This is a genomic window from Streptomyces sp. NPDC058697, assembly GCF_042715345.1.
GTDB lineage: Bacteria > Actinomycetota > Actinomycetes > Streptomycetales > Streptomycetaceae > Streptomyces > Streptomyces liliifuscus.
On record NZ_JBHXSU010000003.1, the window covers coordinates 97837 to 119605 of the forward strand.

Sequence of the window (21769 nt, forward strand, 5' to 3'; positions counted from 1 at the left end):
AAGACCTCAAGGGAGTTGGAGACGGAGCCGACAAAGGATCCGTGAGTACCCTTGCGCACACCATGATGACCGCCGCCCGTTCCGCAGACTCCGGCCTCGCCGGCCCGGGCGAACTCGACCGCTACCCCTATGGGGAGGTCCCCGGCGTAGATCGCGTCAGCGCCTCCGTGTGGGACAGCACGGACCCGGAGCTGGGCCGCATGGGCCGACGTGCCGCCGGCAGCCGCGGCCGCGGCCTGCATGGCCAACTGGTCCAGCAACTGGGGCAGATGATCGTCTCCGGTGACCTGGGCGCGGACCGCCCGCTGGTGCCCGAGGAGATCGGCCAGCGATTCGAGGTCTCCCGTACCGTCGTCCGTGAGTCGCTCCGCGTTCTTGAGGCGAAGGGCCTGGTCAGCGCCCGCCCCAATGTCGGCACGCGCGTACGTCCGGTCAGTGACTGGAACCTCCTCGACCCGGACATCATCGAGTGGCGGGCCTTCGGGCCGCAGCGCGACGACCAGCGCCGCGAGCTGAGCGAGCTGCGCTGGACGATCGAACCGCTCGCCGCCCGCCTCGCCGCCGGACACGGCCGGGAGGAGGTGCAGCAGCGGCTCGCCGACATGGTCGAGATCATGGGCCACTCCATGGCGCAGGGTGACGCCCTCACCTTCTCGCGCGCCGACGCGGAGTTCCACTCCCTGCTCATCCAGGTCGCCGGCAACCGCATGCTGGAGCATCTCTCCGGGATCGTGTCCGCTGCGCTCCAGGTGTCCGGCAACCCGGTCACGGGCTGCGACCGGCCGACCGAGGCGTCCCTCGGGCACCACGCCCGCATCGTCGACGCCCTCGCCGCCGGCGACGGATCGGGCGCCGAGACGGCCATGCGCCAACTGCTCACCGTCCACCCCGAGGTGGAGCGCGTCGTGCCCGCGCCGCGCGAGCACTGACCGCGCACCGAGGGCGGCGCGGTCGGTGGCGGGTGCCCCGCGTGGCATCGCTTGGCCGGCGAACCATCTGCCGCCGGACCCCCTGGATGCTTCTGGAATCCGGCGGGGTCCGGCGGTGTGATGGGGTACTGAGGTCATCGGCTGACCACCTCTGACCGCATCTGGGAGCTTTTGAGCACTTACGGGGTGTGACTCGGGCCACGCAGATTGGGCGTAACGCTCCACGGGGCAGCGCGATGACCTAAGAGGTGACAGCCGAGTAGGGAATACAGACGCCGTTCAAGGCGCTGTGACTCTTCCCGGCCCTCGCCCGCGCCGTCGGCCCATCCCCAAGTCGGCGGTCGTCGGCTCCTGTCCGTACCGGACGGGGCCGGAAGCCGTTTTCCAACGTTCCGAGAGGTTGTTCGTGTCGGCCAGCACATCCCGTACGCTCCCGCCGGAGATCGCCGAGTCCGTCTCTGTCATGGCGCTCATTGAGCGGGGAAAGGCTGAGGGGCAGATCGCCGGCGATGACGTGCGTCGGGCCTTCGAAGCTGACCAGATTCCGGCCACTCAGTGGAAGAACGTACTGCGCAGCCTCAACCAGATCCTCGAGGAAGAGGGTGTGACGCTGATGGTCAGTGCCGCGGAGCCCAAGCGCACCCGAAAGAGCGTCGCAGCGAAGAGTCCGGCCAAGCGCACCGCCACCAAGACCGTCGCGGCGAAGACGGCGACGGCCAAGAAGGCCACCGCCACCGCCGCTCCGGCGATGCCTGTCGCAGACGCTCCCGCCGAGGACGCAGCCGAGAAGAAGGCCGCTGCCAAGAAGGCGACGGCCAAGAAGGCCGTAGCGAAGAAGACCGTCGCGAAGAAGGCGACGGCGAAGAAGACCACCGCCAAGAAGGACGACGCAGAGGTCGTCGACGACGAGGCGACCGAGGAGACCCCCGGCGCGGCCAAGGCCGGTGGCGAGGAGCCCGCCGAGGACGGCGCCCAGGGCTTCGTCCTGTCCGACGAGGACGAGGACGACGCGCCCGCGCAGCAGGTCGCCGCGGCCGGTGCCACGGCCGACCCCGTCAAGGACTACCTCAAGCAGATCGGCAAGGTCCCGCTGCTCAACGCCGAGCAGGAGGTCGAGCTCGCCAAGCGCATCGAGGCCGGTCTGTTCGCCGAGGACAAGCTGGCCAACGCCGACAAGCTGGCGCCGAAGCTCAAGCGCGAGCTGGAGATCATCGCCGAGGACGGCCGCCGCGCCAAGAACCACCTCCTGGAGGCCAACCTCCGTCTGGTGGTCTCCCTGGCCAAGCGCTACACCGGCCGCGGCATGCTCTTCCTGGACCTCATCCAGGAGGGCAACCTCGGTCTGATCCGCGCGGTGGAAAAGTTTGACTACACCAAGGGCTACAAGTTCTCGACGTATGCCACGTGGTGGATCCGTCAGGCGATCACCCGCGCGATGGCCGACCAGGCACGCACCATCCGTATCCCGGTGCACATGGTCGAGGTCATCAACAAGCTCGCGCGCGTGCAGCGTCAGATGCTCCAGGACCTGGGCCGCGAGCCCACCCCGGAGGAGCTGGCCAAGGAACTCGACATGACCCCCGAGAAGGTCATCGAGGTCCAGAAGTACGGCCGTGAGCCGATCTCCCTCCACACCCCCCTGGGTGAGGACGGCGACAGCGAGTTCGGCGACCTCATCGAGGACTCCGAGGCGGTCGTCCCGGCCGACGCGGTCAGCTTCACGCTCCTCCAGGAGCAACTGCACTCCGTCCTGGACACCCTGTCCGAGCGTGAGGCGGGCGTCGTCTCGATGCGCTTCGGCCTCACCGACGGTCAGCCGAAGACCCTCGACGAGATCGGCAAGGTGTACGGCGTGACGCGCGAGCGCATCCGCCAGATCGAGTCCAAGACGATGTCGAAGCTGCGTCACCCGTCGCGTTCGCAGGTGCTGCGCGACTACCTCGACTAGGTCTCGGCCGTACGTCACCGAGGGCCCGGTTTCCCGCTCAGGGAGCCGGGCCCTCTGTCTGCGCGGAGTGCGGAGTGCCGCCATCTGGATCACGCTGGGTGTCTCATGACAACCCCAGAGTGAGGAGCGCGCATGCCTCGTCCCTTTGCCCGAGCGCTGGCCGTAGCGGCCACGGTGGCCGTCATACCGTTGGCCTGTCCGGCCCCCGCGGCGGCCGATGTCATCATCGGCGGCTACCCGGTCGAGATCTCCGAGAGCCCCTGGACGGTCGCCGTGTCCAGCCGTGACCGGTTCGGGGGTACGCGTGCCGGACAGTTCTGCGGGGGTGTGGTGATAGGCCGCTCGACGGTGCTGACCGCGGCCCACTGTCTGAGCAAGGAGGTGCTGGGCGCACCTCCGCGGCAGGTCCGCGATCTGAAGGTGATCGCGGGCCGCGGGGATCTGCTGTCCGTCGAGGGCAGGGAGATCGCTGTGAGCGACACCTGGATCAACCCGCGCTACGACAGCTACACGAACGCAGGAGACTTCGCCGTACTCACTCTCGCGGAGCCTCTCGCCGAGAGCGCGGTCATCCCCATGGCGGGCTCCGGTGACGCCGCGTACAAGCCCGGCCCGGGGGCCGTGGTCTACGGCTGGGGCGACACCACGGGGAGCGGTGACTACGCGACCGCTCTGCGGGCCGCGCGCGTCCGGGTGCTGCCCGACGCGCTCTGCGAGGAGGCCTATCCGGGGAGCGCGGACGGAACGTACGTGGCCGCTTCCATGCTGTGCGCGGGGGAGGAGGAGGGGGGCCGGGATGCCTGTCAGGGGGACAGCGGCGGGCCGTTGGTCGCTCAGGGGCGGCTCATCGGCCTTGTGTCGTGGGGTAGCGGCTGTGGGCGGGCCGGCAGCCCCGGTGTCTACACGCGGGTCTCGGAGGTCGTCAGGACGCTCGGAGCGGGCCGCTGAAGGCCCTTCTGCGGCCCTGAGAGGCGTCGTGGGCAGTGTCACGGCCTCAGGGAGCACGAGCACGGGCGGCCGCCCCTGGACAGGAGCGGCCGCCCGGTCACCGGCCTGTGCCGGAGATGGCTCGTCGTCTGCGCGAAGTGTCAGTGCTCTTCGTCGTTGGCGCTTGCCGGGGCGGCAGTCAACCGCTCCGTCTCGTCCTGTATCTCAGCGGCGATCTTCTTGAGTTCCGGCTCGAACTTGCGCCCATGGTGGGCACAGAAGAGCAGCTCACCACCGCTGAGGAGGACGACGCGCAGATATGCCTGGGCGCCGCAACGGTCGCAGCGGTCAGCGGCCGTCAGCGGGCTCGCGGGGGTCAGAACAGTAGTCACGTCGCCTCTTCTCTAGCTCGACGAGCTGTCGTACCAGGGTCAACATCCAACCAGGCCGAAAACGTTCCCGCTCGTGGCTCTTCCTCGAAAAAAATCTTTCCGAGTCGGCTGTCTGCTGCCGGTTGGCGGCGAATGAGCCGTATTGCGTGTCTTCGTGTCTTACGGGTTCGCGCTCTTTCAGGTTCAGTCCTCCCGGCTGGCTTGCCGGTTGTTCTTGAGGACGTGCCCGGAGCCTAAATGGTTCATGCCTGGAAGGGAACGTGATATGTACTTCACTCCAACGAGGGATCGAACAAGCATGCGACGCTGGTCTAGTCTGAGTTTCGGACGAGGGTGGCGTTACAACGGCTCTACCAGGCCTCGGTACCCTCGGAGCGGCGACCGAAGCCGGGCCCTTACCCAAAAGGGCCACATCTGAAATTCAGCGAGGAGCGAACCGCGTGACCGCCGAGACGTCCGTGCCGTCCACAGCGCTGCTGACCGGAGCAGACCGGGACGGTTCCAACTACACCGCGCGGCACCTGCTCGTCCTCGAGGGACTCGAGGCCGTGCGGAAGCGCCCGGGCATGTACATCGGGTCGACCGACAGCCGCGGTCTGATGCACTGCCTGTGGGAGATCATCGACAACTCCGTGGACGAGGCCCTCGGAGGCTACTGCGACCACATCGACGTGACCCTGCACGACGACGGCTCGGTCGAGGTGCGCGACAACGGCCGGGGCATCCCGGTCGACGTCGAGCCCAAGACCGGCATGTCCGGCGTCGAGGTCGTGATGACCAAGCTGCACGCAGGAGGCAAGTTCGGCGGCGGCTCGTACGCGGCCTCCGGCGGCCTGCACGGCGTCGGCGCCTCCGTGGTGAACGCGCTCTCGGCCCGTCTGGACGTCCAGGTGGACCGCGGAGGCCACACCCACGAGGTGAGCTTCCGCCGCGGCACCCCTGGAGCGTTCAAGGGTGACGGGGCCGACGCCGCGTTCGACCCGTCGAGCGGGCTGCGCAAGCTCAAGAGGATCCCCAAGACCCGCACCGGCACGCGCGTGCGCTACTGGGCCGACCGGCAGATCTTCCTCAAGGACGCGAAGCTCTCCCTGGAGCACCTGCACCAGCGCGCCCGGCAGACCGCCTTCCTGGTGCCCGGCCTGACCATCGTCGTCCGCGACGAGTTCGGGCTCGGGGAGGGCGGCAGCAAGGGCGAGGAGTCCTTCCGCTTCGACGGCGGCATCAGCGAGTTCTGCGAGTACCTGGCAAGCGACAAGCCCGTCTGCGACGTCCTCCGCTTCTCCGGGCAGGGCACCTTCAAGGAGACGGTCCCGGTCCTGGACGACCACGGGCAGATGACGCCCACCGAGGTCACCCGGGAACTGGGCGTCGACGTGGCGATGCGGTGGGGCACGGGCTACGACACGACCCTGAAGTCGTTCGTGAACATCATCGCCACGCCGAAGGGCGGCACCCATGTCGCGGGCTTCGAGCAGGCCGTCGCGAAGACGATGAACGAGGTGCTGCGCAGCAAGAAGCTGCTGCGCGTCGCCGAGGACGACGTCGTCAAGGACGACGCCCTGGAAGGCCTCACGGCTGTCGTCACGGTCCGCCTCGCCGAACCGCAGTTCGAGGGCCAGACCAAGGAGGTCCTCGGCACCTCGGCGGCCCGCCGGATCGTGACGAACGTGGTCTCCAAGGAGCTCAAGGACTTCCTGACCTCCACGAAGCGGGATGCCGCCGCGCAGGCCCGGGTCGTCATGGAGAAGGCCGTCTCCGCCGCCCGTACGCGCATCGCGGCCCGTCAGCACAAGGACGCGCAGCGCAGGAAGACGGCCCTGGAGTCCTCCTCGCTGCCGGCCAAGCTCGCCGACTGCCGCAGCGACGACGTGGACCGCAGCGAGCTGTTCATCGTCGAGGGAGACTCCGCGCTCGGCACCGCAAAGCTCGCCCGGAACTCCGAGTTCCAGGCGCTGCTGCCGATCCGCGGAAAGATCCTCAACGTCCAGAAGGCGTCCGTCACGGACATGCTGAAGAACGCCGAGTGCGGCGCGATCATCCAGGTCATAGGAGCAGGGTCGGGCCGGACCTTCGACATCGACGCGGCGCGCTACGGGAAGATCATTCTCCTCGTCGACGCCGATGTCGACGGCGCGCACATCCGCATCCTGCTGCTGACGCTCTTCCAGCGCTACATGCGGCCGATGGTCGAGGCGGGGCGCGTGTTCGCGGCGGTGCCGCCGCTGCACCGCCTCGAGCTCAGCCAGCCCAAGAAGGGTCAGGACAAGTACATCTACACGTACTCGGACCGCGAGCTGCGTGAGACCGTGCTGGAGCTGCAGCGCAAGAACGTGCGGTACAAGGACTCGATCCAGCGCTACAAGGGCCTCGGCGAGATGGACGCCGACCAGCTGGCCGAGACGACCATGGACCCGCGCTTCCGTACGCTGCGCCGGATCAACATCTCCGACCTGGAGGCCTCCGAGCAGGTGTTCGACCTGCTGATGGGCAACGACGTGGCCCCCCGCAAGGAGTTCATCTCCAGCTCCGCGGCGACGCTGGACCGTTCGCGCATCGACGCGTAGACGGTCCCGCAGCCGGTTCGGTCGAGTGAGCCCGTCGGGACCGCAAAGGGTCCCGGCGGGCATCGGGCCGGCAGACGTCCGCGAGGGCGCCTCCACCCACGGGTGGAGTCGGGCCACATCCGGGATCCACCCATGATCCACCCTGGCTCCGATCTGCCGACCTGCCCGTTTCCGTAGCGTCGAAGGCGTCGACAGCGCCCGCTGCCGGCACCCGCCCTTCCCCGCACACGGAGGCCGCGATGTCCGGGCTTGTCGATGCCTTGGCGATCCTCGCCGTTGCCGTCCTGGTGATCGCCCGCCAGTTCCGCACCCGTCGGACAACGACGGACAGGAGCTGGTGGGTCGTGCCCGCGGTCCTGTCCTTCCTGGCTCTGCGCGAACCGGGTCTGCTCGATCCCGGCCATCGGACGCTGTCGGTCCTCCTGCTCGGCACCGAACTCCTCGTCGGCCTGGCCATCGGCGTCGGCTGGGCGTGGACCACCCGGATGTGGAGGACACCGGACGGCTCGGTGTGGAGCAAGGGCAGCAAGGCCGGCGCCCTCGTCTGGACCGTCGGGATAGCCCTGCGGGCGGGCTTGTTCGGCCTCGGTGCCGCCCTGGGAGTGCACCAGGACAGCTCCGCCCTGCTCCTCGCACTCGCGGTGACGCTGCTGGTGCGCTCCGGGATCATGGTCCGCCGGGCGCAGACACTGCCCCCGGTGAGCGGGCAGAGCACGGCGTACGGTGACGGCATGCCCCGGCCCTCGCGGAAGGAGCGCGTATGACGGACAACGTCTGGTTGCTCTGGCCCTCCCGCGAGGCGCTCTCCCGAATGGGAGTGCACAGGGCCCGGCGTGCTCTCGCCGGGGGCGGGCGCATCCTGGCCGTCGGCATCCTCCTGGCCACGACCTTCATTGACAGCGACCTGCACGGCTGGGGTGTCGCAGGGGCTGTTCTGGGAGTCCTTGTCGGTGGACTCGGGGTCTGGGGCTTCCGGAGGGTCACGCTCGAGCATCGCCTGCTTCCCTCCTTGGGGTTGCTAGTGCTGCTCTTCGCCATCGCGACGGTGGCAGAGGGCGCGGGGTTGCGGGTTCCTGCCCTCGTCGTGTGGTGCGCCTGCGCCGTCAGCGCCATGGAACGACTGCCGCTCGCGGCGGCACTGCCCGCGAGCGCCGTGGCTCTGGGCACGTACGCGGCAGTGAACAACGACGCCTGGCTGACCACCCTGGCCACGACCGCGGGGCTTGCTCTGGCCGGGTACGTGCTGCGGCTGGACGCCGAGGCCCGGGGCAGCGCCCAGCGGCTGCTCGCCCAGGAGCGGGCCGCGCGGGCGGCCGAGGCGGAGTCGGCGGCGCTCGCGGAGCGGGCCCGGATCGCACGGGAGATCCACGATGTGCTGGCGCACAGCCTTTCGGCGCAACTCGTGCACCTGGAGGCGGCACGGCTGTTGATCGAGAGGGGAGCGGAGCGGGACCAGATCCTCGATCGGGTCGTGGCGGCACGGGGAATGGCCCGCGAGGGCCTCGCCGAGACCCGGCAGGCGCTCTCCGCGCTGCGCGGAGAGCTGTCACCGCTGGAGGAGTTCCTGAGCGAGCTGGTCGCCGAAACCGCCGGAGCCGATGTCACCGTCACGGGTGAACGGCGGCCGTTGCCGGCCGAGGCGTCGCAGGCAGTGCGCAGAGTCGCCCAGGAAGCACTGACGAACGTCCGGAAGCACGCGCCCGGGGCCAAGATCCGCATACGCCTGGACTACGGCGAGCACGAAGTGATGCTGAACGTAAGGGACTCGGGAGCGCCGCCGGGCGAATTCACACACTCCGGCGCCGGATACGGTCTGCTCGGAATGCGGGAGCGGGCCGAGCTGCTGGGCGGCTCGCTGGAGGCCGGGCCGTACGAGGAGGGGTTCGTGGTGACGCTGAAGGTGCCTGTATGACGGAGGAGGAAGACAGGGCGCCGGCCCGTGTCGTCGTGGCGGACGATCAGACCGTGGTGCGCGAGGGCATCGTGATGCTGCTCGGGCTGCTGTCGGGGATCGAGGTCGTCGGGGCCGCCGCCGATGGGCACGAGGCCGTGCGGCTGGTGGCCGAGCTCGACCCGGACGTCGTGCTGATGGACCTGCGCATGCCCCGCTGCGACGGGGTGGAGGCGACCAGACGCATCCGGGCCGAACACCCCAGGACACAGGTCGTCGTGCTCACCACGTACGCGGACGACGCCTCGCTGTTTCCCGCGCTCAGGGCCGGGGCCCGCGGCTATCTCACCAAGGACGCGGGCGGCGACGAGATCGTACGGGCCGTGCGGAGCGTGCTGTCCGGGGACGCCGGGCTCTCCCCGAGCATTCAACGGCGCCTGCTGGAGCGGCTGTCCGAGCCGGCACCCGCCGCCTCCGCGGAGGGCGCCGAGGCGCCGGACGGGCTCACCGCGCGGGAGACGGAGGTGCTCGTGCTGATCGCCGACGGTCTGACCAACCAGGAGATCGCCCGCAAGCTCCATGTGTCGACGGCCACCGTGAAGACCCACATCAACAACCTGTTCGCCAAGACGGGGCTCAAGGACCGCGCGCAGGCGGTCCGTTACGCCTTCGGGAAGGGACTTGTGCGGCCACCAGGGGGGTGAGTCACCTGATGGGGTGAAGAGCGCGGAGAGAAGAGTCTGGGATCTTCCCGATCTGTCCATCCTTGGGCACGCGGCCGAAACGGGCAGCGGACAAGGAGAGTTCGGTGGAGAAGTACGACGGTCCCGACTCCGGAAAGGTCCGGTTCGACGACCCCTGGTACGACGCGCTCGCCTCAGGCTGGGGCGAGTTGGACAGTACGGGTGCGCCCGCTCCCGCCGTGCCGCCCGCGCGAGGGGAGCAGGAGGACCGGAGCGCCCGTGCGGCCGACGTCTATCTGGAGGTGCAGCGCAGCGCGGCCTTCCAGGAGGTGCGCAGCCGGTACCGGAGGTTCGTGGTCCCCGCCGTCGCCGTCTTCTTCACCTGGTACGTGGCCTATGTGGTGACGGCGACGACGGCTCCGGATCTCATGGCGAAGCCCGTCGCCGGCGCGGTGAACGTGGCGATGCTCGCGGGGCTGGGGCAGTTCCTCACGACGTTCCTGTTCACCTGGGCATACGCACGGCACGCCCGGCTGCGCAGAGACCGGGCGGCGCTCGATCTGCGCTGGGACACACAGGAACTGACGCGAAGCGTCACGGGTGGTGAGCGGTGACCGGGAACCATCAGACGCTGGCGCTGCTGCTGTTCAGCGTGTTCGTCGCGATCACCCTCGGGATCACGACCTGGGTGAGCCGACACCGGCATGGTTCGGCGGAGGAGTTCTACGCGGGCGGACGGCTCTTCTCGCCGATGGAGAATGGTTTTGCCATCGCGGGCGACTACATGTCCGCAGCGTCCTTCCTGGGTATCTCGGGGCTGATCGCGCTCTTCGGCTATGACGGGCTGCTGTACTCGGTGGGCTTTCTCGTCGCCTGGCTCGTCGTGCTGTTCCTCGTCGCCGAACTGGTGCGCAACTGCGGGCGGTTCACGCTCGCGGACGTCGTCGCGGCCCGCATGAGCGAGCGACCGGTGCGGATCGCGGCGGGCACCTCCTCGGTGACCGTGTCCGTTCTGTACCTGGTGGCGCAGATGGTGGGTGCGGGCAGCCTGGTCGCGCTGCTCCTGGGCGGTACGAGCGAGGCGGCGCAGGCCTGGACGGTGATCGGCGTCGGGGCGCTGATGGTCATCTATGTGTCGATGGGTGGGATGCGGGCCACCACGTGGATCCAGATCGTCAAGGCGGTCCTGCTGATGGGCGGGGCGATCGCGCTGACCGTGCTCGTCCTGGTGCGGTTCCACGGGGACTTCGACCAGTTGCTGCGTACGGCGGCGGACCGGAGTGGGCACGGGAAGTCGTTCCTCGCGCCGGGGCTGAGGTACGGCGGGGACTGGACCGCGCGCCTGGACTTCATCAGCCTGGGACTCGCCCTCGTGCTGGGCACGGCGGGGCTGCCGCACATCCTGTCGCGCTTCTACACCGTGCCGACCGCGCGAGCCGCGCGGCGCTCGGTCGTCTGGGCGATCGGTCTGATCGGCGGGTTCTACCTGATGACGATCGTGCTGGGGTTCGGGGCGGCGGCGATCGTCGGCCCCGATGCCGTACGCGGGTCGAACGCGGCCGGGAACACCGCGGTACCGCTGCTGGCGCTCGATCTGGGCGGCGGCGCCGGCTCCACCGGAGGAACGGTTCTGTTCGCGATCGTCGCGGCGATCGCCTTCGCCACGATCCTCGCGGTGGTCGCCGGAATCACGCTCGCCTCCTCGGCGTCCGTGGCCCACGACCTGTACGCGTCGCTGCGACGTCGGCATGCGAAGCCGCGCAGCGAGGTGGCCGTGGCGCGGACCGCCGCGGTCGGTATCGGCGTCGTCGCCATCGCGCTGGGTCTGCTCGCGCGCGACCTCAACGTGGCCTTCCTGGTGGGGCTCGCCTTCGCCGTCGCCGCGTCGGCGAACCTCCCGGTGCTGCTGTACTCGCTGTTCTGGCGGAACTTCACGACGCGCGGCGCGGTGTGGTCCGTCTACGGGGGCCTGGTGCCGGCCTTGGTGCTCGTTGTGCTGTCTCCGGTGGTCACGGGCAGCCCCGCGTCGCTGTTCCCGGGAGTCGACCTCCAGTACTTCCCGCTGGAGAACCCCGGCCTGGTGTCGATCCCGCTCGGCTTCCTGGCGGGCTGGCTCGGCACGGTCACCTCGGCCGAGCCGCCGGACGAGGCCAAGCACGCCGAGACCGAGGTACGGGCGCTCACGGGGGCGGGAGCGGTCTGACCGGCGGGCGGGCGGGGCGAGGGCAGATCCGGCGGGACTCCCTCACGCGAGGCCTGTGAGGCTAGTGAGGCCTGTGTGGCGGTCCGGCAGGGCTACGGGCAGGGTTATGGGTTCGCCGGCTCAAGGCGCGACCCACGCATAGCGGTGTTCCGGACGCCCGGTGTCCCCGTACTTGAGTGAGAGCCGGAGACGGCCCGCCTGTTCCAAGTGGCGGAGGTAGCGCTGGGCAGTGGAGCGGCTGAGGCCCGTTTCGGCGGCGACCTCGTGGGCCGAGAGGGGGTGGTCGGCCTGATGGAGGACGGTGCAGATCAGGTCCGTGGTCGGCTCCGAGTGACCGGTGGGCAGACCCGGCGAGGACGGGGCGGGCGCCGTGCGCAGAGCGCCGAACATGCGGTCGACCTGTTCCTGGCCCGCCATGCCCTGGTCGCTGACTCTGTCGACGGTGCGGCGCAGCGCGGCGTACGACTCGAGCCGCGTTCGCAGCGCTGCGAACGTGAACGGCTTGACCAGATAGTGCAGAGCGCCCAGACGCATCGCGGCCCGTACGGTCTCCACATCGCCGGCCGCGGTGATCATGATGACGTCCGCGCCCATGCCCAGTTCCCGCATCTGCTGGACGAGTTCGAGGCCTGTCCGGTCGGGCAGATAGTGGTCGAGCAGGATCAGGTCGACGGGCTCCCGGCCCGCCGCGTCCAGGGCCTGGGCGGCGCTGTGCGCACGGGCGGCCACCCGGAAGCCGGGAACCTTCCCCACGAACTTGGCGTTGATTTCGGCGACACGGAAGTCGTCGTCCACGACCAGGACGTCAATCATCGGGCCTCTCCCCCCGAGCCGGGCGAGCGGTGAGCCCGTGCTGTCGGCCCCAGTGTTGTGGAGTGAGCAGAAAGAGCACAACACCCTTCTGTAATCAGAAGAACGCCTTGCGCACACAAGACTGCTGCCGTGGTGCGGGCCACGGCTACGGTCGCGGGGCATGAGCGCAGACACCGGCCCCGCCATCGCACTGCGAGGCGTGCGCAAGGTCTTCACAACCCCGTCGGGGGAACTGCACACGGCCGCCATCGGACTCGATCCGACCGTGGCAGGCTGCGGGTTCACGGCCGTCGTGGCCCCCACAGGCCGAGGCAGGTCGACCACATCGACCCTCGTCAGCGGTCTCGAAGAACTTATGGAGTGCGAAGCCGTGGTGCCGGACGAACCGCTCGACCTGCGGGAGGGCACGCGCGATTCGGTCGTCCTCGGCGCCCGCACCCTTGAGGTGTCCATCGCCCCGGCCGCCAATTCGGCCCGTACGGTCTTCCGCGCGCTGGCCGTCCGCGGAAGCAGGGCCGTTGTCGCCGTCCCTCGCCTGCTGTCCCTGGCAGCCGACGCACGACGTTCCCTCAGGGCGAGCGCCTGCCGGGTGACGCTCCAGGAGGGGCTGCCCACGTTCGCAGAGCGCCGTTTCTCCCGGTGGACGCCGTTGTAGACCGAGAGCCGAACTCCCTTCTCAGGGCACGCGCAGGCCCAAAATGCCCCTCCTAGGTCCCCGTTTTTGTCGAGCGTCTCCCCAGGAGGCGCATTTCGCAGACAGCCCTCTCCAGGACACCGGTTTTCCTTCGGGGCCGGTCTCTTGGCGGAGCGGCCGGTTCCCCGTCACCGGTCTCTCCAGGGCACTCGTGTTCCCCGCACCGCCTTCTTCACAAGGACGTGAACGAACATGCCCAAGACCCTCAGACACGGGTCGCTGGCAGCCGCCGGCCTGCTTGTCCTTTCCTCGCTCACCGCCTGCGCCAATGACGTGACCGGATCGGCCGCCGCCGACGCGGCGGGCGGCAAGGGGGAGAACGTCAAGATCATGGTCGGCGGCCTGGACAAGGTCATCTACCTGCCTGCGATGCTCACCCAGCGGCTCGGCTACTTCGAGGACGAGGGCCTCGACGTGGAGCTGCTGAGCGAGCACGCCGGTGTGGAGGCCGAGACCGCACTCGTGTCCGGGGAGGTGCAAGGAGCCGTCGGCTTCTACGACCACACCCTCGATCTGCAGGTCAAGGGCGAGGACGTCCAGTCGGTGGTGCAGTTCTCGCGCGCGCCCGGTGAGGTGCAGATCGTCTCCGACAAGGCGGCGACCGAGATCAGTTCACCGGCGGACTTCAAGGGCAAGAGGCTCGGCGTGACCGGCATCGGCTCCTCGACCGACTTCCTCACCAAGTACCTCGCCGTCAAGAACGGTGTGTCCGTCAACGAGTTCAAGACCGTCCCGGTCGGCGCGGGACAGAGCTTCATCTCCGCGCTCAAGAAGGGGTCCATCGACGGCGGTATGACGACCGACCCGACCGTCGCCACGATCCTGGCGGAGAACAGCGGCAAGGTGCTCCTCGACATGCGCACCCCGGCGGGTTCCGACGAGGCGCTCGGCGGCGCGTACCCGTCGTCCAGCCTCTACATGCAGACGGACTGGGTGAACGACAACAAGGAGACGGTCCAGAAGCTGGCCAACGCCTTCGTGAAGACCCTCAGGTGGATGGCCGGGCACAGCGCCAGTGACATCGCCGACGAGATGCCGGACGACTACTCGCAGGGCAACGGGACGCTCTACGCCAGCGCGATCCAGAGCACCATGCCGATGTTCACGCAGGACGGTGTGATGCCCGAGGACGGTCCCAAGACCATCGAGAAGGTCCTCAAGGCGTTCAACCCCGACATCAAGAAGGCCGACGTGGACCTCAGCAGGACGTACACCACGGAGTTCGTGGACAAGGTCGAGGACTGACCCCCGACCAGCGTGAACTGCCCCCCGACCAGCGGTCTCCCCCGACCGCGGGCTGAGCCCCTGTGCACGGCTGAACTCCCCTGACAGCCGTACGCAGGCGGGTGCGGTCGCTTCCCCCGTACCGCGGCCGTGTCCTCAGGCGCGGGTCGCCCAGACGTAACGGTGCTCCGGGCGGCCCGCGTCACCGTATTTGAGGGTCAGCGTGGCCCGTCCCGTGCGCTCCAGGAGCTTCAGATAGCGCTGGGCGGTCTGGCGGCTGAGTCCGGTCCGGTCGGCGATCTCCTGGGCCGACAGAGGGCCTTCCGCGGTCATCAGCGCCCGGCGTACGGCCTCCGCGGTGGTGGGGGAATGCCCTTTGGGCAGACCCGGTTCCGAGCCCGCGGACAGGGCGCCGAAGATCCGGTCGACTTCGGCCTGTTCGGCCTCGCCGCCGCCGTCGAGGGTGCGGCGCAGGTCCGCGTAGGCCTCCAGCTTCGCGCGCAGTCCGGCGAAGGCGAACGGTTTCACCAGGTACTGGAGCGCGCCCTGTCGCATCGCCGCCTGGACCGTGGAGACGTCACGGGCCGCGGTCACCATGATCACGTCGGCCTGATGGCCGCGTCTGCGCATCTCCTGGACGACCGCGAGGCCCGTCTCGTCCGGCAGGTAGTGGTCGAGAAGCACCAGGTCCAGCCGGGGCAGTGCCTCCAGCTGCCGCAGCGCCTCCGCCGCGGAGTGTGCCTCGCCCGCGACATGGAAGCCCGCGACCTTCTCCACGTAGGCGACGTTGACCCGGGCGACCCGGATGTCGTCGTCCACGACCAGTACCTCGATCATCGCGACTCCTCGTTGACGGTCGTGGCGGCGCTCTCCAGCATGAGGCCGGGCGTGGGCTCCGGTGCGAGTCCCGGCTCCGCCAGTGCCTCCGGCAGCACGATGGTGAATTCGGCGCCCCCGCCGTCCGCCTCCGAGACCCGGGCGCTGCCACCCTGCCGCTCGGCGAGCCTGCGTACCAGGGAGAGGCCGATCCCGCGCTTTCGGTGGGCCGGGGGCTTCTTCGTGGACCACCCGTCCGTGAAGATCAACTCACGTTGCTCGGCGGGAATTCCAGGACCTGTGTCCCGCACTCTCAGGACGGCCGTACGCCCTTCCGCGCGCAATTCGACCTCCACGCGCGCGTGGAGCGTGCCCGCGGCGGCGTCGAGCGCGTTGTCGACGAGGTTCCCGACGATCGTGACCAGCCCTCTCGGGTCGATCAACCTGTCCGGGAACAGCGTGGTGTCCGAGATCCACAGGGCGACTCCGCGCTCCGCCGCGACGGTGGCCTTGCCCACCAGGAGGGCGGCGAGCAACGGGTCGTGGATCTTCTCCGTGACCTGTTCCGCGGTCGCCCTGTGGTCACCGACGACCTCGCCGACGAACTCCACGGCGTCGTCGTACATCTCCAGTTCCAGCAGCCCGAGCAGCGTGTGCATGCGGTTGGCGTGTTCGTGGTCCTGTGCGCGCAGGGCGTCGATCAGGCCGCGGGTGGAGTCGAGTTCGCGGCCCAGCTGCTCCAGTTCGGTGCGGTCGCGCAGGGTGGCGACGGCACCGCCGTCGTCGGTGGGCATGCGGTTGGCGACCAGCACACGCTGGCCGCGGACGGTGAGCAGATCGGTTCCGGTGACGGTCCCGGCCAGCACGTCGGTCGTACGGCCTTCTCCGAGCGCGCTGTCGAGGGGCTGTCCGACGGCCTCGTCGCCGATCCCCAGCAGGCGCCGGGCCTCGTCGTTGAGGAGCCGGATCCTGCCCACGCGGTCCAGCGCGACGACACCCTCCCTGATCCCGTGCAGCATCGCCTCGCGCTCCGCCAGGAGCCCGGCGATGTCCGAGAAAGCCAGGTCACGGGTCTGCCGTTGCACCCGTCGTGAGATCAGATAGGCGGCCAGCGCACCGACGGCCAGGGCTCCTCCGGCGTACGCGAAGAGCCCGGGGATCGCGTGGATGAGGCGGGCGCGCACGCTGTCGTACCCGATGCCGACCGAGACCGCGCCGACGATCCGGCCGTCGGTGTCGCGCAACGGAACCTTGCCGCGCGCCGAGCGGCCCAGGGTGCCACTGTCGATCTCCATGACCTCACGGCCGGACAGGGCGGACCTCGGATCGGTCGAGACGTGCCCGCCGATCTCGGAGGGGTTCGTGTGCGACCAGCGGGTGCCGTCGACGTTCATCACGACCACGTACTCGGCGCCGCTGGCCTTGCGGATCCGCTCCGCCTCGGCTTGTACGGGCCCGTCGGCCGAGGCCGGTGTGGACTTCAGCTCCTCGGCGAGCCTCGGCTGCGCCGCCGTGGTCTGCGCGATCGCGAGAGCGCGGCGCATCGCCTGGTCGTCCAGCTGTTCGCTCAGCGGAGCGAGGAACAGACCGGTCGCGAGGACGGCGACTCCGGCGGCGATCGCCACCTGCATCAGCAGCACCTGCGAGAACATCCGCTTCGGCATGCCCAGGCGGAGTCGTCGAGGGGGAGTGGGGCTCATGCCTACGACGGTACGGGGAGGGGCGCGCGGTGCCGCAGGGGGTGTGGCGTGGATCTCGTTTGGAAGGTGCGATCAGTGGGCCACGTGGTGCGCGACAGCCGTACGGAACAGCTCGCGCACCGCCATCACGTCCATCCGGGCCGGAGAGCCGAGAGCCGAGCCGCAGCTCTCGGGGCGGGGCGGCAGTGCCGCGCCCTGGGCGACCGTGACGAGCCACTGGCGGCCGTCGCTGTGGGCGACCGTCACCTCCCAGCGGGGCGCCGAACCCTCCGTACGGACGACGCTCAGCGCGCCCGCGGCGTCCTCGTGCGCGGCAGTGCGCACGGCCAGTTCGGCGGCCTGCCCTGGACGCTCCCAGGCAGAGCTCCCACGGCACCCCTCGGTGACGACACGGCCCTCCCGTACGCCCTGGAGGATCTCCTTGACGGCATGGGCCTCGGCCCGCCCGTAGGCGTATCCGAACGGCAGTACGAGGAGGGTGGGGGAGAAGCGGTGGCCCCCCAGGTGCGTGACCTCCCATATGCCGTCCACTCCGGAGGCGGCGAGTTCGGCGGCGAGGGGGCGGCCCAGAAGGGCGCAACAGCGATCGCGCTTGCCGTTCGTGCACACGAGCGCGAGCGGGTCGCCGGCGTGCGGCGCACCGTCGAGGGTGGTGTCGAAGGTCCCGGGCAGGCCCTCACCGAGCTCGGTGAAGTCAAGTTCGAGCAGTCGCTCGGGGTCAGACGTGGTGGCCTTGTGCAGCCATACGTTTCCCGGGGTGGTGTGGGCCGCGTACACCTGGCGCTCGGCGACCGTGTGGCAGTCGGCGTGGCGGCCCGGGCGCCGGATCAGCGCGATGCGTACGCCCGTGCCCTCGGCGGCCTGCTCAAGCGCCCGGCCGAGTACGGGGTCCAGGTGGCTCGATGTCAGCGCTTTGGCGCCCCAGGGGCCGGGCTGTTCGACCAGCAGCCACGTCCTCGCGGTGGCGGCGGTCCCCGCGAGGGGCTCCTCCAGGTCCCGTGAGACCTTCGCGCACGTACTCACAGAGGTGAGCCTAACCTGACTTGACCGGGGTGACTTCCGGGGCGGGTGATGTCACTGCTCCGGAAGTGGCTGAGGGGGCCGTGCGCCTACGTAGTGTCCGCTCGGGCGCATGCGCAGCGGGGCCTCGTCGTACTCCTCCAGCACATGGGCGATCCAGCCGGCCGTTCGGGCCACCGCGAAGATCGTCTCGCCCGCCGAGGCGTGCATGCCGGACGAGGCCGTGAGGACAGCGAGGGCCAGGTCGACGTTGGCGTGCAGGGGTACGTGGCGGGCCGTGGTGTCCACGATGTCGCGAGCCGCGGCCAGGGCGGGGGCGGCGCGGGGAATGTCCTCCAGGAGGCCGAACAGCACGCGCGCGCGTGGGTCCTCGCCCGGGTAGAGGCGGTGGCCGAGCCCCGGGACGCGGCGCCCGGCCCGCAGCTCGTCCGCGACCACCGGGGCCGCCGTGCCCCGGTCCAGGACGTCGAGCAGCATCCGGTGCGCCAGGCCGCTGGCCGCTCCATGCAACGGGCCTTCGAGGACGCCGAGGCCCGCAGAGACGGCGGCGTACGCGTGGGCGCGGGCCGAGGCGGCGACCCGGACCGCCAGCGTCGACGCGGCCAGGTCGTGGTCGACGAGCAGCGCGAGGGCGGTGTCCAGGGCGCGCAGGGACGCCTCGTCGGCCTCGCGGCCGCTGAGCCGGGCCCACAGGCGGTGCGCGAGCGAGTCCCCGTCCCGATGGTCGTGTCCCTTGGGGGGCAGGGCGGCGACGAGCGTGGGGATCAGCGTGCGGGCCGTCCCGAGCACGGCCTGTTCGGAGAGGTCGAAGCGCAGCGGGTCGGCGGTCGCCGCGGCGATGGCCGCGACGCGGAGCCGGTCGGTCGGGCCCGTGTGCTCGGGCAGTGCGTCGACGGCACGGCGGGCGACGGCGACGGACGCCTCCGGAGCCGTGAACGTGACACCCGGGCGCAGGACGCCCGTCCACAGCCACTCGGCGACCTCTTCGTAGGAGTGGCGCGCGGCCAGTTCGGTCGCGTCGACCCCTCGGAAGTAGTACCGGTCCTTGTCGATCAAGGTGATGCGGGTACGTACGGAAAGTTGGCCGGAGGCCGGTGAACTCTCGGTCGGCTCGCGCCTGTTGCGACGTGCGAGCGCCTCCACCTCCTTGGTGTCGAAGGTGCTGCCCCGGCCGCCGGTGCTGCGTCGGCTGCTGAGCTGGCCGCGGCTCACATACGCGTAGACCGTCTCGGGCTTCACCCCGAGCAGTTCGGCCGCTTGCTTGGTGCTGATCCGCCGCGCTTCGTACGCGAGGGCCGGTTCTTGATCCGTCATGAGCATCACCGTATCTGTGCAGTTGAGTATTGATTCAATCAATATTGACAGGAATTGAGTCAAGCATGGACAGTCGAATCAAGTCCAGGGAGGAAACGTGCCGATCAACCGGGCCGCGACCGCTTCTGTCGACGTACCGCGAGGACTCGCGGGCGTCGTTGTCACCGACACCGTGCTGGGTGACGTCAGGGGGGTCGAAGGGTTCTACCACTATCGCCAGTACTCGGCCGTCGACCTCGCACGGACCCGCGGCTTCGAGGACGTGTGGCACCTGCTGGTACATGGTGAACTGCCGGACGCGGCACAGCGTTCCGCCTTTGCCGCGCGGACGGCGGAACTGCGGTGGCTGCCGGTGGAGGTGCGGGCCGTACTGCCCGCGATCTCCGCGGCCAGTGGGAGGTCAGGGGCGCTCGCCGGGATGCGCACCGCGTTGTCTCTCCTCGGTGCGGCGCGGGGGTTCCGGCCGGTGTACGACATTGACGCCGAGCAGCGCCGAGCGGACGCGCTCGCCGCGTCGGCGGCCGTGCCGACGTTGCTGACGGCGCTCCACCGGCTCGGGCAGGGCCTCGAACCGATCGAGCCGCGCGACGATCTGCCCTACGCCGCCAACTACCTCTACATGCTGACGGGTTCGGAACCGGACGCGGACCGGGCGAGGGCGATCGAGCAGTACTTGATCTCGACCATTGACCATGGATTCAATGCATCAACATTCACGGCGCGGGTGATCACGTCGACGGGGGCCGATGTGGCGGCCTGCCTCGTCGGCGCGGTGGGAGCCCTATCCGGTCCGCTCCACGGCGGCGCCCCGAGCCGGGCCCTGGACACCCTCGACGCGATCGGGGCTCCCGACCGCATCGACTCCTGGATCCGTGAACGCGTCCTCGCCGGCGACCGCATCATGGGCTTCGGTCACCCCGTCTACCGCACCGAGGACCCCCGCTCGCGCATGCTCCGCGGCATCGCCCAGCAATTCGGCGGCCCCCTGGTCGACTTCGCGGTCGAGGTCGAACGGCACGTGGAAGCGATCCTCGCGGAGCTCAAGCCCGGCCGGGAACTCCACACGAACGTGGAGTTCTATGCGGGCGTCGTCATGGAACTCTGCGGCCTGCCACGAGAGATGTTCACACCCACCTTCGCCGCGGCCCGCGTCGTCGGCTGGAGCGCCAACATCCTCGAACAGGCGGAGGACCCGAAGATCATCCGACCGGCGGCACGGTATGTGGGGCCGGGGGCGCCGGTGGCGGTGCCTGCGGTGGTCTGAGGGTCACGTATCCGACGTAGGGCACGGCATGCGACGCGTACGCGCGAGGTCCGGCACCGTTCGGATGCCGGACCTCGGGAAGTTTGGATCGAGCGGTCGGCGAGGTATGCGCCGGCCTTCTCGGTAGGCCCCTGTCGTGACGGAGTGGTGCGCGGGGCGTGGTGGGTGTGTGTGGCGGGCTGGAACGGCACCGTCTCCCGGAGGCGAACCTCAACGGGGTGACCGGATGGGCCTCAACAGTTGACGGGATCGTCCTTACGGCAGACCTGCGGTCGCGTTACGCGTCGGGGATGTCTGCCTTGGCGCGGACCAGCGTCTCTCTGCTGACGATGACGATGCGTTCATAGTCCGCGCGTGCTGCGTCAGGGGGGAGTTCTTGGTCGAGCGCCGCGGTGGCCTCTGTCCCGATGACTGCGAAGTTCCCGTCGCTGAGTTCAAAAATGTCCGGACATGAGTCGCCGGACAAACTGCCTCGTTCGCGTGGGGACGCACCGATGCGGCGCACGATCTTCAATTCCTGTCCTCGTGTCTAGGCGTGAAGGCCCCGGGCCTCACGTCTGGACGGTTGAGGGCAGAGTTGAGGGCGGGGCCAGAGTACCCCGTTGAGGGGGGTTCAGGATACAAGGGCACGCATACCGTTACTGGTGCAGTTGGCTACTGGAGATGTCGGCTGCTCGCGGAGCTGACGGTGAGGCGGATGGTCGCATGGTGAGTCAACTGGCCTTATTCCAGTGGCGGTTCGCCGACGACCCACCATTCTTCGGTATCCGCCTCGTCCAAATCGCGGATCAGGACGTCCACCATTCGGCCGACCCGGGCCTCCTCGGAGTTGTCCTCGAGGCTGGCCCGATGGGGTCGGTGAGCCTCCCAGTAGTCTCGAAAAATGGGGTTGCGGCAGATCATGCGAAGGTGGCCGTGCAGCTCCTCCCAGTTGACGACGCCGACGCGGTAGGCAAGCAGGGCGTTGGTGTAGAGCGCGTTGGCGAAGAGGTACTGGCGCCGCTGCGTGGGTGAATCCACCTGGACGTTGCTGTAGACGGCTGCCAGATCGGGGTCCTCCATCGCCCTGCTCAGCAGGTAGAACTGCAGACGCTGCTGCTCGGTCAGCATGGCCTGCCTGTCACTCCGCTCGACTTCCGCGACGCGCAGCCGCAGTTCCTCGTACCGGCGTTGCTGGGCGGCCAGCGCTGCGAGTGCCCCCGCTGCAAAGGCGAGCCCCGCTGTGACCGCGGAGCTCAGCCTTTGCTTCCCAGATTGTGTGACCATGTCAACCCCCGAATCAGGCGACCGTCCGCCGGTCGTCGGTGTGGGTCGCCAGGGGGCGGACCGGCGAGCGGTGGGCGGCGCGCTTGCCGTCTCCCAGGGTGCCGAGCGGCTCTGATCGGCA

General features: G+C 69.5%; 19 protein-coding genes and 1 pseudogene. 12 read left to right on the top strand and 8 right to left on the bottom strand.

What is annotated here, in order from left to right:
- Positions 1-41 precede the first annotated feature (41 nt).
- From ACFWXQ_RS08365 to ACFWXQ_RS08375, 3 genes are all read left to right on the top strand, one after another.
- Positions 42-929, top strand: coding sequence for a FadR/GntR family transcriptional regulator (locus ACFWXQ_RS08365; protein ID WP_383941009.1), 888 nt, complete (start codon positions 42-44; stop codon positions 927-929).
- Between the two features lie 400 nt (positions 930-1329).
- Complete coding sequence (locus ACFWXQ_RS08370) at positions 1330-2877, top strand: RNA polymerase sigma factor (protein WP_383941012.1); 1548 nt, start codon at positions 1330-1332, stop codon at positions 2875-2877.
- A gap of 132 nt (positions 2878-3009) precedes the next feature.
- Entirely contained in the window at positions 3010-3825 is an 816-nt protein-coding gene (locus tag ACFWXQ_RS08375; protein ID WP_383941015.1) for a S1 family serine peptidase, read from the top strand.
- 140 nt (positions 3826-3965) lie between these two features.
- On the opposite strand, the gene ACFWXQ_RS08380 is transcribed toward ACFWXQ_RS08375, so the two are convergent.
- The gene (locus ACFWXQ_RS08380; protein WP_055513118.1) at positions 3966-4196 is read right to left on the bottom strand and encodes a hypothetical protein; all 231 of its coding nucleotides are present in this window, start codon (positions 4194-4196) and stop codon (positions 3966-3968) included.
- A gap of 440 nt (positions 4197-4636) precedes the next feature.
- Between ACFWXQ_RS08380 and ACFWXQ_RS08385 the strand changes: the two genes are divergently transcribed.
- The 6 genes from ACFWXQ_RS08385 (at position 4637) to ACFWXQ_RS08410 (ending at position 11537) form a co-directional block, all read left to right on the top strand.
- On the top strand, positions 4637-6760 hold the full coding sequence (locus ACFWXQ_RS08385) for a type IIA DNA topoisomerase subunit B (protein ID WP_383941019.1): 2124 nt from the start codon (positions 4637-4639) through the stop codon (positions 6758-6760).
- A 239-nt stretch (positions 6761-6999) separates the two neighbouring features.
- Positions 7000-7524: a DUF1453 domain-containing protein gene (locus tag ACFWXQ_RS08390; RefSeq protein WP_383941023.1), complete on the top strand. Its 525-nt coding sequence runs from the start codon at positions 7000-7002 to the stop codon at positions 7522-7524.
- Entirely contained in the window at positions 7521-8672 is a 1152-nt protein-coding gene (locus tag ACFWXQ_RS08395; protein ID WP_383941026.1) for a sensor histidine kinase, read from the top strand. Before ACFWXQ_RS08390 ends, ACFWXQ_RS08395 begins: the two co-directional genes overlap by 4 nt.
- Positions 8669-9355 carry a response regulator gene (locus tag ACFWXQ_RS08400; protein WP_383941029.1) on the top strand — a complete coding sequence of 229 codons (687 nt, stop codon included), beginning with the start codon at positions 8669-8671 and terminating at the stop codon, positions 9353-9355. Before ACFWXQ_RS08395 ends, ACFWXQ_RS08400 begins: the two co-directional genes overlap by 4 nt.
- Positions 9356-9459: 104 nt before the next feature.
- Complete coding sequence (locus ACFWXQ_RS08405; protein ID WP_383941032.1) at positions 9460-9948, top strand: DUF485 domain-containing protein; 489 nt, start codon at positions 9460-9462, stop codon at positions 9946-9948.
- Positions 9945-11537 (top strand): cation acetate symporter, encoded by a 1593-nt coding sequence (locus ACFWXQ_RS08410; protein ID WP_383941035.1) that lies wholly within the window; start codon positions 9945-9947, stop codon positions 11535-11537. Before ACFWXQ_RS08405 ends, ACFWXQ_RS08410 begins: the two co-directional genes overlap by 4 nt.
- A gap of 120 nt (positions 11538-11657) precedes the next feature.
- Here the strand turns inward: ACFWXQ_RS08410 and ACFWXQ_RS08415 are convergent, their stop codons facing one another.
- Positions 11658-12350 carry a response regulator gene (locus ACFWXQ_RS08415; RefSeq protein ID WP_383941038.1) on the bottom strand — a complete coding sequence of 231 codons (693 nt, stop codon included), beginning with the start codon at positions 12348-12350 and terminating at the stop codon, positions 11658-11660.
- Positions 12351-12510: 160 nt separating this feature from the next.
- Here ACFWXQ_RS08415 and ACFWXQ_RS08420 point away from each other — a divergent pair.
- Both ACFWXQ_RS08420 and ACFWXQ_RS08425 read left to right on the top strand, forming a co-directional pair.
- Positions 12511-12741 (top strand): annotated as a pseudogene (locus tag ACFWXQ_RS08420) (ABC transporter ATP-binding protein); the annotation flags it as partial.
- 495 nt (positions 12742-13236) lie between these two features.
- A complete protein-coding gene (locus ACFWXQ_RS08425) occupies positions 13237-14289 on the top strand; it encodes an ABC transporter substrate-binding protein (protein WP_383941041.1) in 1053 nt (350 codons plus the stop codon).
- Positions 14290-14424: 135 nt separating this feature from the next.
- On the opposite strand, the gene ACFWXQ_RS08430 is transcribed toward ACFWXQ_RS08425, so the two are convergent.
- The 4 genes from ACFWXQ_RS08430 to ACFWXQ_RS08445 form a co-directional block, all read right to left on the bottom strand.
- Complete coding sequence (locus tag ACFWXQ_RS08430) at positions 14425-15105, bottom strand: response regulator (protein WP_383941043.1); 681 nt, start codon at positions 15103-15105, stop codon at positions 14425-14427.
- A complete protein-coding gene (locus ACFWXQ_RS08435) occupies positions 15102-16784 on the bottom strand; it encodes an ATP-binding protein (RefSeq protein ID WP_383941046.1) in 1683 nt (560 codons plus the stop codon). Before ACFWXQ_RS08435 ends, ACFWXQ_RS08430 begins: the two co-directional genes overlap by 4 nt.
- A 72-nt stretch (positions 16785-16856) precedes the next feature.
- Positions 16857-17807, bottom strand: coding sequence for a sucrase ferredoxin (locus ACFWXQ_RS08440; protein WP_383941048.1), 951 nt, complete (start codon positions 17805-17807; stop codon positions 16857-16859).
- Between the two features lie 51 nt (positions 17808-17858).
- Positions 17859-19118: a citrate/2-methylcitrate synthase gene (locus tag ACFWXQ_RS08445; RefSeq protein ID WP_383941051.1), complete on the bottom strand. Its 1260-nt coding sequence runs from the start codon at positions 19116-19118 to the stop codon at positions 17859-17861.
- Positions 19119-19215: 97 nt separating this feature from the next.
- Here ACFWXQ_RS08445 and ACFWXQ_RS08450 point away from each other — a divergent pair, with 97 nt between their 5' ends.
- On the top strand, positions 19216-20382 hold the full coding sequence (locus tag ACFWXQ_RS08450; protein ID WP_383941055.1) for a citrate synthase: 1167 nt from the start codon (positions 19216-19218) through the stop codon (positions 20380-20382).
- A gap of 277 nt (positions 20383-20659) precedes the next feature.
- Here ACFWXQ_RS08450 and ACFWXQ_RS08455 read toward each other — a convergent pair whose 3' ends face one another.
- Entirely contained in the window at positions 20660-20896 is a 237-nt protein-coding gene (locus tag ACFWXQ_RS08455) for a hypothetical protein (protein WP_143638156.1), read from the bottom strand.
- A 209-nt stretch (positions 20897-21105) separates the two neighbouring features.
- Positions 21106-21648 carry a DUF6082 family protein gene (locus ACFWXQ_RS08460; RefSeq protein WP_383941058.1) on the bottom strand — a complete coding sequence of 181 codons (543 nt, stop codon included), beginning with the start codon at positions 21646-21648 and terminating at the stop codon, positions 21106-21108.
- Positions 21649-21769: the final 121 nt, after the last annotated feature.